Source organism: Variovorax sp. P1_G12 (assembly GCF_056405555.1).
In genome coordinates this window covers 89,646-104,274 of the sequence record NZ_JBFUBW010000020.1, presented here as the reverse complement: position 1 = coordinate 104,274, position 14,629 = coordinate 89,646, and the positions used below count along the sequence as shown (strand labels likewise).

Genomic DNA, 14,629 nt, shown 5'->3' with positions numbered 1-14,629 from the left:
ATCAGCCCAGCATGGGAGGCTGGCCGAGCGGCCACGGGTTGGCCGGGTCCATGCGCAGCCACTGGCGCGCCAGCGGCGCTCCGTCGTCCTGCCAGGCGCCGCGCGCCAGCGCCTGCTCGAGCGAGAACACATGCTCCATGTGGCCGCCCAGCGCCGCGTAGTCGTCGCGCCGCATGCTGAACTCGATCGGCGCCACGATGGCCGGTGTCGGCACCGTGCCGAAGCTGTTGTCGGGCATGCGCAGCACGTCGGCCATCACGGTGATGCCGCCGCCGGGCCACACATAGGCCGGTGCGCCGCCGCAGGTCACGTTGACCAGCGCGCGCTTGATGGCGCGCGTGAGCAGCACCGGGTTTTCGGTGACACCTGCGCGCAGGCTGCCGCCGGCGCCGCCGAGGAACAGCACGGTGCACAGCGACGGCTCGCAGTTCTCGCCGATGCGATCGACGATGCGGCGAACCTCCGCCGGCATCGGCGCCTCGACCGGCTGCAGCTGCGCGTCGAGCACGTACCACTGCGCATGCTCGCCGGTGGTCGAGGTCATGAGCAGGCGCAGGCCCGGCCGCGCCACGCCCTCTTCCCAGCCCTCGATGATCGACAGCGGGTCGTCGATGTCGGTGCCGCCCCAGCCGTTGCCCGGGTTCGCGACCTGGAAATAGCGCCCCGGCGTCGACTTGCGCCCGCGCATCTGGATGCCCGAAGGCGCCATGTCCAGGCAGCGCCCGGCCTGGTGCTCGGTCAGGACGCCGGTGATGTGGTCGTCGACCACCACCACTTCGTCGGCATGGCCGAACAGCTGCCGCGCGAAGATGCCGACCGCCGCCGAGCCGCAGCCCACGCGCATGCGTTTTTCTTCGACGCCGTTGACGATCGGTGCGCGGCCGGCCTGGATCACCATGCTGGCGCCGCCGTCGATCACGCACTCGACCGCCTTCTTGTTGCCCAGCAGCTGCATCAGCTCGCAGGTCATGCGGCCTTCCTTCTTGCTGCCGCCCGTGAGGTGGTGCACGCCGCCCAGCGACAGCATCTGCGAGCCGTACTCGGCGGTGGTGACGTGGCCGACCACCTCGCCGCGATAGCGCACGTTGGCCTGCTCGGCGCCCAGGAAGCGGTCGGTGTCGATCTTCACCTTGAAGCTGCAGTAGCTGAAGATGCCTTCGGTCACCACGGTCACCATGTCCACGCCCTGCGCCTTGGAGGCGACGATGAAGGGCGCGGGCTTGTAGTCCGGGTAGGTGGTGGAAGAACCCACGCCGGTCACGAAGACCTCGTCAGCATGAAGGAGATCGCCGTTCCAGTCGGCGTCCGCCACCGGCGCCTCGATGCGCTCGGCCTCGCCGGTCTCGCCGCCCGCGCGGGCGAAGGGCACCAGCGCCGGAGTCTCGCTCGTGAGCTCGCGCCGCAGCAGCAGCACCGGATCGACCCGCACCAGCACGCCGTCGCGGTTGGCATAGCGGTCGCAGGCACCGGTGCGCCCCTCTGAAATCTGGCACAGCACCGGGCAGGCATTGCACTCGACCTTGGCCGCATTCATGCGCTCGTTGCGCAGGGGCGCCCGGCCCGTGGCCTCTGGCATTACCGGCATGTCCATGCCGGGCAGTCCGTCTGTCTTGGTGTGTTCGGTCATCGCGGATATCTCGTGGGTTCAGGCCGGCGGGAGTGCAACATCTGTGCCGGCGGCCCGCTTGCAACTGCACTTGTGCTGGAACTGACGTTTGTGTAGCATTCCCTACACCTTCATGTGGTGAACACTACATTTGAGATCAATGTAGCAAACGGACTCGATACTGGCAATGGTGTTTTCGCTGGCATCGCCGACAATTGGTGCATCCCTTTTTCGTTCATAACCATTCCTGCCCCCTATGAGTGCATTCAGCGAAGAACGTGTGCTGAGCGTCCACCACTGGACCGACCGCCTGTTTACCTTCACGACCACCCGCGATCCGGCCCTGCGTTTCTCGAACGGCCACTTCACGATGATCGGCCTGAAGGTCAACAACAAGCCCCTGCTGCGGGCCTACAGCATCGTGAGCCCGAACTACGAGGAACACCTGGAGTTCCTGAGCATCAAGGTCGAGGAAGGCCCGCTGACCTCGAAGCTGCAGCACATCCAGGTCGGCGACACCGTCATCGTCGGCCGCAAGCCGACCGGCACGCTGCTGAYCGACTACACGCTGCCGGGCAAGCGGCTCTACCTGTTCGGCACCGGCACCGGCCTGGCGCCGTTCATGAGCATCATCCGCGACCCCGACACCTACGAGAAGTTCGAGCAGGTCATCCTGGTGCACGGCGTGCGCCAGATCGACGAGCTGGCCTATCACGACCTCGTGACCGACCACCTGCCSMAGCACGARRTCCTGGGYGAACTGATCGAGAAGCAGCTGCTCTACTACCCGACCGTGACGCGCGAGGAGTTCCGCAACATGGGGCGCATCACCGAGCTGATCGAGAGCAACAAGCTCACCGACGACCTCGGCCTGCCGCCGCTCAATGCCGCCGAAGACCGCGTGATGCTGTGCGGCAGCCCGGGCCTGCTGGTCGACCTCAAGCACATCCTCGAGGCGCGCGGCTTCAAGGAAGGCAACACGTCGACGCCGGGCGATTTCGTGGTCGAACGCGCCTTCGCCGAGAAGTAGCCAAGAAGCCCGCGATGGCCGAGCCCAAGGCAGCCGCGCGCAAGAGCGCACCCAAGCCCGCGACGCGCCGCACCGGCGTGCGCGAGGCCTCTGCGCAGGCCACGCGAGAAAGCATCCTGCGCGCCGCGACCAAGGTGTTCGCGAAGTACGGCTTCGACGGCGGCAGCGTCGAGAAGATCTCGAAGGCGGCGAAGTCGTACGACCGCATGATCTACTACTACTTCGGCAGCAAGGAAGGCCTGTTCATCGCGGTGCTCGAGGGCATCTACCGGCGGATGGACGATGCCGAGGCCGCGATCGACCTCGATGCGTCCCGGCCGGTGGAGTCGCTCACCGCGGTGATCCGCTTCGTGCTCGGCTACTACCGCAAGAATCCCGAGTTCGTCACGCTGCTGAACACCGAGAACCTGCACAAGGGCCGGCATATCGCGAAGTCGCTGCGGGCCCGCGAATATTCGTCGCGGGCGATCACGGTCATCCACGAGATCCTCGCCAGCGGCGTCGAGCAAGGCCTGTTCCGCGATGACGTGGCGGCGCGCGATCTGTACCTGCTGATCGCGTCGACCGGCTATTTCTACACGTCGAACCGGCACACGCTGACGGCCTTCCTGGGCGAGCCCCTCGAAACGCCGGAAGCCGTCGCACACTGGGAAAACTTCGTGATCGAGACCGTGCTGCGCACGGTCGACGCCGGAGCTCCCGACGAACAAGAGTCCACTCACTCCCACGAGAGAAATATGACCCCCAAAGCTCACATGCGTTCGCAGGCCCCCAAGGGGGCGCAGGCCTCCCTTGGGGCGGCCCGGCGGGAGGCCTGAAATGAACTGCCCCCACGCTCATCACTTCGTGTATTCGCTGCCCCCCAAGGGGGCGCAGGCCTCCCTTGGGGCGGCCCGGCGGGAGGCCTGAAATGGCAGAAATCGCAACCGGCGCCAAGTCGGGCAAGGTCGTCATCCGGAACATAGGCCTGCTGCTCTCGGGCGATATCGACAAGCCCATCCTCGACGCCGACACCATCGTCGTCAACGACGGCCTGATCGTCGCCGTCGGCAAGGAGAAAGACTGCGATCTCGAAGGCGCGACCACCGTCATCGACGTGAAAAAGACCTGCGTCGCGCCGGGCCTGATCGACAGCCACGTGCACCCGGTCTTCGGCGACTGGACGCCGCGCCAGGGCCAGATCGGCTGGATCGACTCGACCATGCACGGCGGCGTGACCACCATGATTTCCGCCGGCGAGGTGCACCTGCCCGGCCGGCCCAAGGACATCGTCGGCCTGAAGGCGCTGGCGATCACGGCGCAGCGCGCCTTCGACAATTTCCGCCCCGGCGGCGTCAAGGTGCTGGCCGGCGCGCCGGTGATCGAGAAGGGCATGGTCGAGAGCGACTTCAAGGAACTGGCCGAGGCCGGCGTCGGCCTGCTCGGCGAGGTCGGCCTGGGTTCGGTCAAGGCCGGCTACGAGGCCAAGGAGATGGTCGCCTGGGCCCGCAAGTACGGCATCCAGAGCACCATCCACACGGGCGGCCCGTCGATCCCGGGCTCGGGCCTGATCGACAAGGACGTGGTGCTCGAAGCCGATGCCGACATCATCGGCCACATCAACGGTGGCCACACCTCGCTGCCCGAGGCGCACGTGTGCGAGCTGTGCGAGAAATCGTCGCGCGCGATCGAGATCGTGCACAACGGCAACGAGCGCGTCGCCATCGCGGCGGCCAAGGCCGCGCTCGAGCTCAAGTGCCCGCACCGCGTGATCCTCGGCACCGACGGGCCCGCGGGCTCGGGCGTGCAGCCGCTGGGCATCCTGCGCATGGTGGCGATGCTGTCCTCGATCGCCAACATCCCGGCCGAGCTGGTGTTCTGCTTCGCCACCGGCAACACGGCACGCATCCGCAAGCTCAACTGCGGGCTGATCGAGGTCGGCCGCGACGCCGACTTCGTCTTCATGGACCGGGCGCAGCATTCGCCCGCGATCGGCCTGCTCGAAAGCGTGCAGCTCGGCGACATCCCGGGCGTCGGGATGGTGATGATCGACGGCATCGTGCGCTGCGGACGCAGCCGCAACACGCCGCCGGCGACCGAGATCCCGGTGATCATTTAGCTCGCCCCCAGGTTGACTCACTTCGTGTAGTCGCCCACCCCCTGCCGAGGGCAACACCAGCGGCCTGGCAAAGCCAGATCCGCGGTGTTTCATCAATGGGCCTGGCTGCGCCGGCCGCGGGAAAACCGGCGCTGTGTTTGTTGTTCGGCTGCGCGGGCTACCTGAACACCAGGTGCCGCGCGGTCAGGAAATTGACCACCAGCCCGGCGCCGCTGCCGAGCGCGACACCGAGCGCAGGCGCCAGCGGGCCGCCGAGCCAGTGCAGCGTCAGCACATACGCCACATAGTTGACCAGCGCGCCGGCCAGCATGGTGAGCAGGTAGCGAAGGTATTCACGCGCGATCGATGCGCCCGACCGCCGATCGGCGAAGGTGTAGCGCCGGTTCAGCGCCCAGGTGGCGGTGGCCGCGGCAATGAACGAGACCACGCGCCCGCCATACCAGCCGAGCGTCGGCGCCACCAGGTAGAGCACGCCCAGGTCGACGCCGAAGCCGAGCGCGCCGACGACCGCGAACGACAGGAATTCGCGACCGATCTTCACGACCGACCGCGCTGCCGCACGCCGGGAATCGCCAGGTAGCACAGCCGCTTGGCCTCCTGGCGCCCGATGGTCACGGTGTGCAGCACCACGCCGCAGACGAAGGACAGCATCGCGACCAGCATCATGCCGGTCACCAGCACGGCGGTCGGCACTCGCGGAACCAGGCCGGTCTGCAGGTAGGTGGCGACCAGCGGCTCGGCGATGATCACCGACGCCAGCGCCAGCAAGGCCGCGATGCCGGCGAAGAACTGCAGCGGCCGTTCGCTCACGAACAGCTTGCAGATGGTCTTCAGGATGCGCCAGCCGTCGCGGTAGGTCGACAGCTTGCTTTCCGAGCCCTCGGGCCGCGAGCGGTACGGCACCGGCACCTCGGCGAAGGGCATGCGCAGTTCGAGCGCGTGCACCGTCAGTTCGGTCTCGATCTCGAAGCCTTCCGATACCGCCGGGAATGACTTGGCATAGCGCCTGGAAAAGACGCGGTAGCCCGAGAGCATGTCGGTCAGGCGGCCGCCGAAGAGGCTGGCCACCGCGCCGGTCAGGAGCGCGTTGCCGAAGCGATGGCCGCGCCGGTAGGTCTGCTGGTCGGCGCGGTCGTCGACCCGCGAGCCGACCACCATGTCGAGATTGCCCTCCACCATCATCTCGATCAGGCGGCGCACTTCGCCGACATCGTAGGTGGCGTCGCCGTCGACCATCACGTAGACGTCGGCCTCGACGTCCGCGAACATGCGGCGCGCCACGTTGCCCTTGCCGCGCAGCGCGACGTGCGTCACGGTCGCGCCGCAGGCCCGGGCCACGGCCGCGGTGTCGTCGGTCGAGTTGTTGTCGAAGACATGGATCTCGGCCTCAGGCAGCGCGGCGCGGAACTCGTCCACCACCTGCGCAATGGCGAGCGCCTCGTTGAAGCACGGGATCACGGCTGCGATGCGCAGGCCGCTCAGGTCGGGACGATCGGTCATTTCTGGATGGGCAGGATGCGGTAGGCCTTGGCACCGGCTTTTTCGTACATCAAGGCGAAATGGTCAAGGAAGCCGGGCTGGGCTTCGAGCAGCGGGGCGCTTCCGGCGCCCACCGCGATCGCCTCGAAGCCCAGCCCGGCCAGTTTGCGGGCGAACTCGACCGGTGGCAGGACGATGAAGTCGGAATAGCGCCAGGGTCCGATCGCGTCGCCCCACACCGGCGCCGGCCCATAGTAAGTCGCTTCGCTGAGTGCGATCTGGTAGACGCGTCCGCTGGCGTGCTCGCGCAGGTAGTTCATGACGGCGTAGCCGGGCACCTTCGCCTCGAGGAAGGCCGTCCGCTCGGCCGGCGTGGTCGCGATCGCCGCCACGCTGCGCCGCGTCATGTAGAACGAGCCCCCGACTCCGATCACCACCAGCAGCACGCCAAGACAGCGGCCGGCGCGGTCGAGCGTGCCCTGGGCGTTCCAGCGCGGCAGCGCGCGGCGCAGCCAGCCGGCCAGACCGCCCAGCAGCGCCTGCCAGCCCACCACCGAGACCAGCGCGATCAGCGGCACCGAGGCCGCCAGATAGCGCGGATAGCGCGAGGTCAGGGCCCAGACGCCCAGCGAATAGATGCTGAAGACCGCGGCCGCACGCACGGCGGGCGAACGCTTCCAGAGCAGGGCGAGCGGGGCGAACAGCACGCCCCAGAGGAAGCCGTTGGGCCACGCGGCGTGGGCCTTCACGTCGTCGAACTGGTTCTTGTAGTCGGCCAGGTTCCAGTTGGTGAAGCCGAACAAGCGCGAGCCGATCGGGTTGAAGGGGTCGCCGGTCAGGACGGCGTTGCGCGCATACCAGTAGATGCAGGGAACCAGGAAACACAGGAGCGCCACGGCCCAGACCCTGAGCCTGCGTTCGCGCCGCACCACGAACAGCGCCACCAGTGGCAGCACGGTCAGGGCCTGGTACTTGGAACCCGCGGCGATGCCGAGAAAAAATGCTGCCAGCGCCAGCCAGCGCGGCCCCCGCACCGGGTCGTCGGACTCGCGCCACCACCACAGGGCGGTGCAGGCCGCGAGCACGAAGAGCGCCACGCTGATGTCGATCAGCGCGCTTTCATAGTCGCCGATGCCGAGCCAGATCGCGGCGGCGATGAGGCCGGTCACCCGGCTCGCATGCTGCACGCCCAGGCGGTAGACGATTCCCACCGAAAGCCAGCCCGCGAGGCCGCTCAGCAGGTGCGGCAGCACGTCGTCGCCGACCAGCAACCCGCCCGCATGGATCAGGTTGTAGTTGTACGGGAACCAGGGGTAGCGCAGCCATTCGTGGATGGCGAGCCGGCCGCTCTGCGCCAGCTCGCGCGCATAGGGCAGGTGGTACATCAGCTCGTCGAAGGCCGCCGGCGGCGCCAGCGGCTCGACCAGCGCCGGCAGTGCGGTCAGTGCGAGCACCGCCAGCGCCAGCTTCTCGACGAAGGTCCAGGGCGCCGAGCGCTCGCGCGCGCGCAGTTCGCGCCGCCAGGCCGGCGCCTGCAGGCCGGCCGCCAGCACGCCGGCCGCGACCACGCCGATCACCGCGCCCCGGGTGAACAGGCCGGCGATCGCGATCGCCTGGAAGACGCAGACAAAGATCCCGAGCCCGGCCGCGGCCGCCATCGCGGTCTCGAGCCACACATCGCGGCGCATGGGCGCGCCGATGCGCATCAGCAGCGCCCGGCCGAAACCCCAGCATCCGACCACGAACACCGCCAGCGCCGCGTAATGCGTGGCTGCAAACATCAACTTCTGAATAGGAACTCCCGCTCGCCGTTCGCGCTGGCAACGACTTCCCGTGTCATAGATTCGGCGCCAGCAGGCGCTCGAGGTCCGCCTCGCTCTGGTCGCGCCGCGCCGCCTGGTCCTGCAGCTGGTCGTGCCCGATCTTGCCGACGTTGAAATAGGTCGCGTCGGGATGGCTCAGGTAGAAGCCGCTCACGCTGGCGGCCGGCATCATGGCGAGGCTGTCGGTCAGCGTCATGCCGATGTCCGCGCAGTTCAGGAGGTCGAACATCGGCCGCTTCACGCTGTGGTCCGGGCAGGCCGGATAGCCGGGCGCGGGCCGGATGCCGCGGTACTTCTCGCCGATCATCTCCTCGTTGCTCAAGGCCTCGTCGGCCGCATAGCCCCACAGGTCGGAGCGCACGCGGTGGTGCAGCGCTTCGGCGAAGGCCTCGGCCAGGCGGTCGGCCAACGCCTTGAGCATGATGGCCGAGTAGTCGTCGAGGTCGTCGATGAAGTACTTCTCCTTCTTCTCGACGCCCAGGCCGGCGGTGACCGCGAACACGCCCACGTAGTCCGCGAGGCCGCTCGCCCGCGGCGCGACGAAGTCGGCCAGGCAGCGGCTGGGCCGCATCACGCCCTCGATCTCCTGCTTCTCGGTCTGCTGGCGCATGCCGTACCAGGTCATGGCGACTTCGGTGCGCGACTCGTCGGTGTAGAGCACGATGTCGTCGTCGTTCTCGGTGTTGGCCGGCCAGAAGCCGATCACGCCGCTGGCCGTGAGCCAGCGGCCCTCGATCAGCCGCTTGAGCATGCGCTGGCCGTCGGCATAGACGCGCACCGCCTCGGTGCCGACCACCTCGTCCTTGAGGATCGCCGGAAACGGGCCGGCCAGGTCCCAGGTCTGGAAGAACGGCCCCCAGTCGATGTACTTCGCCAGCTCGGTGAGGTCGAAGTTCTTGAACACGCGCCGTCCGATGAACTTCGGCACCGGCGGCACATAGCCCGTCCAGGCGATCGGCGCCTTGTTGGCGCGCGCCTTGGCCAGCGGCCACAGCGGCGTCTGCTTCTTGTTGGCGTGCTGGTGGCGCACCTTGTCGTAGTCGGCGTTGATCTCGTTGATGTAGTTCGCGGCCTGCTCCGACAGCAGAGACTGCGCCACGCTCACGCTGCGCGAGGCGTCGGGCACGTAGACCACCGGCCCTTCGTAGTGCGGCGCGATCTTGACCGCGGTGTGCACGCGGCTGGTGGTGGCGCCGCCGATCAGCAGGGGGATCTTCTTGATCCGGAAGTGCTCGTCCTTCTGCATCTCGCCGGCGACGTACTGCATCTCCTCGAGGCTCGGCGTGATCAGGCCCGAGAGGCCGACGATGTCGGCGCCCTCGACCTTGGCGCGCGCGAGGATCTCATGGCAGGGCACCATCACGCCCATGTTCACGACCTCGAAGTTGTTGCACTGGAGCACGACCGTGACGATGTTCTTGCCGATGTCGTGGACGTCGCCCTTGACGGTCGCGATGACGATCTTGCCCTTGGTCCGGACGTCACGGCCGGCGGCCTCGTCCTGGCGCTTTTCCTCCTCGATGTAGGGGATCAGGTGGGCCACCGCGGACTTCATCACGCGGGCCGACTTCACCACCTGCGGCAGGAACATCTTGCCCTGGCCGAACAGGTCGCCGACGATGTTCATGCCGTCCATCAGCGGGCCTTCGATCACGTGCAGCGGACGGCCGCCCTTGGCCAGGATCGCCTGGTAGGCCTCTTCGGTGTCCTCGACGATGAAGTCGGTGATGCCGTGCACCATGGCATGCGAGAGGCGCTGGCTCACGCCCACCGGATGCTCCGGCGTGCCGCGCCATTCGAGCTTCTTGCTCTCGTCCTTGGCGCCGCTCTTGGCGGTCTCGGCGACCTCGACCAGGCGCTCGCCGGCATCGGGCCGGCGGTTCAGCACCACGTCTTCCACCCGCTCGCGCAGCTCGGGCTCGAGGTCGTCGTAGACGCCCACCATGCCGGCGTTGACGATGCCCATGTCCATGCCGGCCTGAATGGCGTGGTACAGGAACACGGTGTGGATGGCTTCGCGCACCGGGTCGTTGCCGCGGAAGCTGAAGCTCACGTTCGAGACCCCGCCCGACACCTTGGCGCCGGGCAGGTTCTGCTTGATCCAGCGCACCGCGTTGATGAAGTCGACCGCGTAGTTGTTGTGCTCCTCGATGCCGGTGGCGATCGCGAAGATGTTGGGGTCGAAGATGATGTCCTCGGGCGGGAAGCCGATCTCGTCGACCAAGAGGCGGTAGGCCCGCTCGCAGATCTCGATCTTGCGCTCGTAGGTGTCGGCCTGGCCCTTTTCATCGAAGGCCATCACCACCGCCGCTGCGCCGTAGCGCCGCAGCAGGCGGGCCTGGTGCCGGAAGGGGTCCTCGCCCTCCTTCATGCTGATCGAGTTGACGATGCCCTTGCCCTGGATGCAGCGCAAGCCGGCCTCGATCACCTCCCACTTCGAGCTGTCGACCATGATCGGCACCCGCGCGATGTCGGGTTCGCTGGCGATCAGGTTCAGGAAGCGCACCATGGCGGCCTTGCTGTCGAGCATGGCCTCGTCCATGTTGATGTCGATCACCTGGGCGCCGTTCTCGACCTGCTGGCGCGCGACGGCCAGCGCTTCCTCGAACTGGCCGTTGAGGATCATCCGCGCGAAGGCCTTGGAGCCGGTGACGTTGGTGCGCTCGCCGATGTTGACGAACAGCGAGCCCTGGCCGATCTGCACCGGCTCGAGGCCGGACAGCTTCATCGGGGGGACGGCGACGGAGGAAGGATCGGAGGACATGGGCTCACCTGTGGAAACGGGGTCAGGCGAGCGTCGTTGCACTCCAGTGGCTGGAAGCCCAAGCCTGACGCCGCCGCCCGGATGGACGGCAGCGCTGCAACGCTCCTTGGGAGCCGCGGATTTTACGCCGGCTGGGCGGCGCCGGCCGCCGATGCGGGCAAGCCGAAAATGGCGTCGAAGGCCCAGTTGAAGACGAAGGTGTAGACCAGGAAGAAAACCACCAGTCCCAGGTCCATCACCAACGCCTCCCACAGGCTCACGTCCAGCCACCAGGCGAAGATCGGCACCAGGAAGGCCACCAGGCCGCCCTCGAAGCCGATCGCATGGGCGACGCGGCGGCGGACGCTGCGGCCGCGCACGGCCTGGCGCGATTCCCAGCGCTCGAACAGGGCGTTGAACGTGAGGTTCCAGAGCACCGCGATGACCGAGGCGATGACCGCCAGCACGCCCGAGTGGCCCAGGCCCTGGCCCGACATCAGCGCCAGCCCCGCGCTGGCCACGACGATGGCGATGCCCTCGTAGAGGCTGATGTAGACGACGCGGCGTTTGAGCCCTTGCATGAAATCGATCCCGTGTTGGTTGGTGTTGATGGGTACTTTATATTTGTTTGACTGACATATAAAGTCATCTTCTTTCAAGTTAATTGATAGGTCGGACCGCATGAGCTTTTCCAGCGACAACGTGGAGGTGTTCCTCGCGGTCATCGACCACGGTTCTTTCTCGGCCGCGGCGCGGGCCCTGGGCCGGGTGCCCTCCGCGGTCAGCATGGCGATCGCCAATCTCGAGGCGGAACTCGACCTGCTGCTCTTCGACCGCAGCGGCCGGGAACCGCAGCCCACCGAGGCGGCGCGTTCGCTGGAACCGCAGGCGCGCCTGCTGGCGGCGCAGCTCAAGCAGCTCCAGGTGCAGGCGCTGGCGCTCACCCAGGGGCTGGAGAACCGGCTCACGCTCGCGATCGCGCCCGAACTGCTCGCGGCGCCCTGGAGCGGCCCGCTGGCCGCCCTGGCGAACGAATACCCGCTGCTGGAGGTCGAGGTGCTGGCCGCGCCGCAAGCCGATGCGCTGGCGCTGCTGCACAGCGGCCGGGCGCAGCTGGCGCTGGTGTTCGAGCGTCCCAGCCTGGACGGCCGGGAGGGGTTTCAGGAGGTGGCCAGCGACACCATGGTGGCCGTGATGGCGCCCGACCACCCGGTGCTGGCCGCCGCCGGCGGCCGGCTGCGCGAGGAGCACCTGACGACCACGCGGCAGATCGTGGTCGCCGGCCGTGACCTGGCCACCAGCGACCCGCGCTTCGTCTTCGCACGGCACGTCTGGCGCACCGACAACGCGCTGGCCGCCCTGAGCCTGATCACCGCCGGCCTGGGCTGGGGCTGGCTGCCGCGCAACTTCGCCCGGCCGCACGTGGCGGCGGGCGCGCTGGTCGAGATTCCGTTCGAGAACCTGTCCAACGGGCTCGACCTGTGGGTCGACGTCGTGTGGTCGCGCGAGCGGCCGCTGGGCCTGGGCGCCCAGCGCTTCGTGGCGCTGATCGCCCGCAAGAAGGACTGAATTGAAACACCCCCGAAGCGCCTGCGGCGCCTCCCCCTCGAGGGGGCGATACCAGCGGCCCGGCGAAGCCGGTTCCGCGGTATCCCTGGCAATTGGGCTGCACCAGTTTCATGCGCCGCGGGTCACGCGATCACGTGGTGGAGGACGGCGCCGGCTAGCGATCGCGCCCGCCTCCTCCTTCACCATGGCCGCCGCCGTGGCCACCGCCCCCATGGCCACCACCGTGGCCACCGCCACCCCCGTGACCGCCTCCGCCACCGCCCCCATGCCCACCACCGTGGCCGCCGCCGCCGTGGTCACCTCCGCCCTGCCCCGGCGGCCGGCCGCCGGTCTGGAAGCCGGGCGGCGGGCGCCAGCCGGGTGACGGTGGCGGGCGGTAGCCGGGCGATGGCAGCGGCCTGAAAACCGGCGCAGGCGGCGGACGGAAGCCCGGCGGATGCGGCTGATAGCCCGGCCAGGGGTTGGGACGCCAGCCCGCAACCGGCGGCGGTGGCGGGCGCCAGCCCGGAACCGGTGGCGGCGGCGGCCGGCCGCCCCACCAGCGCGGCTGGCCGTACCAGGGCCGGTCGCGGTAGTAGTTGGACCAGTAGCTGCCGATCGCGAAGGTCACGAGTGGCACGCCGATGATCGCGCCGTAGGTCGCCAGCGGCACCCGCTGCTCCAGGTAGGCGTACTCGAGGCTCGCCGCATAGGACCAGCCGCGAAGTCCGTCGGGCAGCACCACGTCGCACCAGCCGTAGCCGGCGGTGCAGCCCATCACTTCCAGCGATTGCCCGGGCGCCAGCGAGGCCACCAGCGGATAGTTGTCGCCGGGGCCGGCACGCAGATTGACGGGCCCGCGGGTGAACGCCTGCTGGGCCGTCGCGGCCAGCGGCAGCATCAGCGCCATGGCGCCGAGGCCGAACCATCGCAGAGCCTTGTTGTCGTTCATGCAGATTTCCTTTTGCGTTCCAGGGTAGGGAGAGCGTCGGCGCGTTGTCAATCAGCGACGGCCTTCAGCTAGAACGTTTCAGCACGCGCGTTCGCGCACGCGAAGAACGTTTGGAGAGCTTCTTCATCCCGGCTTCACATGCGCCGGGATGCGCGAGGTTCAGGCCGGCGCCGGGCCGCCAGCGCGGCGAAGTCCGCGCTTCGCGCTGACGGGCGGCCTGCTGACTCCCCCTCGGGGGGCAGCGACCACACGAAGTGAGGGAGCGTGGGGGCCAGCTCAGGCTGCTTCGCTGTAGAAGGCGGCGCGCCGCAGGCTGCGGCCCGCGAGCGGAGCGACCGCCTGGCCGATCGCCGCGATGTGCTCCGGCGTGGTGCCGCAGCAGCCGCCGACGATGTTGACCAGCCCTTCGGCGGCGAACTCGTGCAGCAGCCGCGAGGTGACATCGGGTGTCTCGTCGAAGCCGGTCTCGCTCATCGGGTTGGGCAGGCCGGCGTTGGGGTAGCAGCTGATGAAGGTGTCGTCGGCGACGCGCGCCAGTTCCTGGATGTAGGGCCGCATCAATGCAGCGCCCAGCGCGCAGTTGAGCCCGATGGCCAGCGGCTGCGCATGGCGCACGCTGTGCCAGAAGGCCGTCACGGTCTGGCCGCTGAGGATGCGGCCCGAGGCGTCGGTCACGGTGCCGCTGATGATCAGCGGCAGCCGCTCGCCGCTGGCCTCGAAGTATTCGTCGATCGCGAACAGCGCGGCCTTGGCGTTCAGCGTGTCGAAGATGGTCTCGACCAGCAGCACGTCGGAGCCGCCTTCGACCAGCGCCTCGACCTGCTCGTAGTACGAAGCCCGCAGTTCCTCGAAATTCACATTGCGCGCGCCGGGATCGTTGACGTCGGGGCTGATGCTGGCGGTCTTGGGCGTGGGGCCGAGGGCGCCGGCGACGAAGCGCGGCTTGTCCGGCGTGCTGAATTTGTCGCAGGCGGCACGCGCGAGCCTGGCCGACTCGAGATTCATCTCGCGCGCCAGGTCGGCCATCTTGTAGTCCTCCTGCGCGATGCGGGTGGCGCCGAAGGTGTTGGTCTCGACCAGGTCGGCGCCGGCGGCGAGATAGCCTTCGTGGATGTCGCGGATGACATCGGGCCGGGTCAGCGAGAGCAGTTCGTTGTTGCCCTTGACGTCGCGCGGGAAGTCCTTGAAGCGTTCGCCGCGGTATTGTTCCTCGGTCAGCTTGAAGCGCTGGATCATGGTGCCCATCGCGCCGTCGAGGATGGCGATGCGGCGGGCCAGGATGGCGGGCAGTTGTTGGGCGCGGGTGTAGACGACGGGCTTCATGGGCCGATTGTAGGAAGCGGCGGCGGC

At 68.2% G+C, this 14,629-nt stretch carries 12 protein-coding genes and 1 riboswitch; of the genes, 4 read left to right on the top strand and 8 right to left on the bottom strand.

Going from position 1 to position 14,629, the window contains the following annotated elements; genetic code table 11:
- Position 1: 1 nt before the first annotated feature.
- Positions 2–1,627: a 6-hydroxynicotinate reductase gene (locus tag AC1D2O_RS22465; RefSeq protein ID WP_478093731.1), complete on the bottom strand. Its 1,626-nt coding sequence runs from the start codon at positions 1,625–1,627 to the stop codon at positions 2–4.
- A gap of 235 nt (positions 1,628–1,862) precedes the next feature.
- On the opposite strand from AC1D2O_RS22465, the gene AC1D2O_RS22460 reads away from it, so the two are divergent.
- The 3 genes from AC1D2O_RS22460 (at position 1,863) to AC1D2O_RS22450 (ending at position 4,734) form a co-directional block, all read left to right on the top strand.
- Positions 1,863–2,636 carry a ferredoxin--NADP reductase gene (locus tag AC1D2O_RS22460; RefSeq protein WP_478157926.1) on the top strand — a complete coding sequence of 258 codons (774 nt, stop codon included), beginning with the start codon at positions 1,863–1,865 and terminating at the stop codon, positions 2,634–2,636.
- A gap of 14 nt (positions 2,637–2,650) precedes the next feature.
- Entirely contained in the window at positions 2,651–3,454 is an 804-nt protein-coding gene (locus AC1D2O_RS22455; RefSeq protein ID WP_478157925.1) for a TetR/AcrR family transcriptional regulator, read from the top strand.
- A 92-nt stretch (positions 3,455–3,546) separates the two neighbouring features.
- The gene (locus AC1D2O_RS22450; RefSeq protein WP_478092163.1) at positions 3,547–4,734 is read left to right on the top strand and encodes an amidohydrolase family protein; all 1,188 of its coding nucleotides are present in this window, start codon (positions 3,547–3,549) and stop codon (positions 4,732–4,734) included.
- 157 nt (positions 4,735–4,891) lie between these two features.
- Here the strand turns inward: AC1D2O_RS22450 and AC1D2O_RS22445 are convergent, their stop codons facing one another.
- The 5 genes from AC1D2O_RS22445 to AC1D2O_RS22425 all read right to left on the bottom strand — a co-directional run bounded on the left by AC1D2O_RS22445 (position 4,892) and on the right by AC1D2O_RS22425 (position 11,360).
- Positions 4,892–5,275: a GtrA family protein gene (locus AC1D2O_RS22445; protein ID WP_478092162.1), complete on the bottom strand. Its 384-nt coding sequence runs from the start codon at positions 5,273–5,275 to the stop codon at positions 4,892–4,894.
- Positions 5,272–6,234 carry a glycosyltransferase family 2 protein gene (locus tag AC1D2O_RS22440; RefSeq protein ID WP_478092160.1) on the bottom strand — a complete coding sequence of 321 codons (963 nt, stop codon included), beginning with the start codon at positions 6,232–6,234 and terminating at the stop codon, positions 5,272–5,274. The genes AC1D2O_RS22445 and AC1D2O_RS22440 overlap by 4 nt, the downstream gene beginning before the upstream one ends.
- Complete coding sequence (locus AC1D2O_RS22435) at positions 6,231–7,994, bottom strand: ArnT family glycosyltransferase (protein ID WP_478092158.1); 1,764 nt, start codon at positions 7,992–7,994, stop codon at positions 6,231–6,233. The genes AC1D2O_RS22440 and AC1D2O_RS22435 overlap by 4 nt, the downstream gene beginning before the upstream one ends.
- Before the next feature lie 55 nt (positions 7,995–8,049).
- The gene (gene metH / locus AC1D2O_RS22430; RefSeq protein ID WP_478157936.1) at positions 8,050–10,764 is read right to left on the bottom strand and encodes a methionine synthase; all 2,715 of its coding nucleotides are present in this window, start codon (positions 10,762–10,764) and stop codon (positions 8,050–8,052) included.
- Between the two features lie 57 nt (positions 10,765–10,821).
- Positions 10,822–10,914: riboswitch (S-adenosyl-L-homocysteine riboswitch) on the bottom strand.
- Between the two features lie 8 nt (positions 10,915–10,922).
- Complete coding sequence (locus AC1D2O_RS22425) at positions 10,923–11,360, bottom strand: PACE efflux transporter (protein ID WP_442287629.1); 438 nt, start codon at positions 11,358–11,360, stop codon at positions 10,923–10,925.
- 100 nt (positions 11,361–11,460) lie between these two features.
- On the opposite strand from AC1D2O_RS22425, the gene AC1D2O_RS22420 reads away from it, so the two are divergent.
- Entirely contained in the window at positions 11,461–12,348 is an 888-nt protein-coding gene (locus AC1D2O_RS22420; RefSeq protein WP_478087876.1) for a LysR family transcriptional regulator, read from the top strand.
- Positions 12,349–12,502: 154 nt separating this feature from the next.
- On the opposite strand, the gene AC1D2O_RS22415 is transcribed toward AC1D2O_RS22420, so the two are convergent.
- Both AC1D2O_RS22415 and AC1D2O_RS22410 read right to left on the bottom strand, forming a co-directional pair.
- Complete coding sequence (locus AC1D2O_RS22415) at positions 12,503–13,279, bottom strand: SH3 domain-containing protein (protein ID WP_478087878.1); 777 nt, start codon at positions 13,277–13,279, stop codon at positions 12,503–12,505.
- 276 nt (positions 13,280–13,555) lie between these two features.
- On the bottom strand, positions 13,556–14,602 hold the full coding sequence (locus AC1D2O_RS22410; RefSeq protein ID WP_478087880.1) for a homocysteine S-methyltransferase family protein: 1,047 nt from the start codon (positions 14,600–14,602) through the stop codon (positions 13,556–13,558).
- Positions 14,603–14,629 lie beyond the last annotated feature (27 nt).

Coding starts and splice junctions, on each gene's coding strand:
- AC1D2O_RS22465 (WP_478093731.1), bottom strand. CDS start 1,627: ATGACCGAACACACCAAGACAGACGGACTGCCCGGCATGGACATGCCG.
- AC1D2O_RS22455 (WP_478157925.1), top strand. CDS start 2,651: ATGGCCGAGCCCAAGGCAGCCGCGCGCAAGAGCGCACCCAAGCCCGCG.
- AC1D2O_RS22450 (WP_478092163.1), top strand. CDS start 3,547: ATGGCAGAAATCGCAACCGGCGCCAAGTCGGGCAAGGTCGTCATCCGG.
- AC1D2O_RS22440 (WP_478092160.1), bottom strand. CDS start 6,234: ATGACCGATCGTCCCGACCTGAGCGGCCTGCGCATCGCAGCCGTGATC.
- AC1D2O_RS22435 (WP_478092158.1), bottom strand. CDS start 7,994: ATGTTTGCAGCCACGCATTACGCGGCGCTGGCGGTGTTCGTGGTCGGA.
- metH (WP_478157936.1), bottom strand. CDS start 10,764: ATGAAGCTGTCCGGCCTCGAGCCGGTGCAGATCGGCCAGGGCTCGCTG.
- AC1D2O_RS22425 (WP_442287629.1), bottom strand. CDS start 11,360: ATGCAAGGGCTCAAACGCCGCGTCGTCTACATCAGCCTCTACGAGGGC.
- AC1D2O_RS22420 (WP_478087876.1), top strand. CDS start 11,461: ATGAGCTTTTCCAGCGACAACGTGGAGGTGTTCCTCGCGGTCATCGAC.
- AC1D2O_RS22415 (WP_478087878.1), bottom strand. CDS start 13,279: ATGAACGACAACAAGGCTCTGCGATGGTTCGGCCTCGGCGCCATGGCG.
- AC1D2O_RS22410 (WP_478087880.1), bottom strand. CDS start 14,602: ATGAAGCCCGTCGTCTACACCCGCGCCCAACAACTGCCCGCCATCCTG.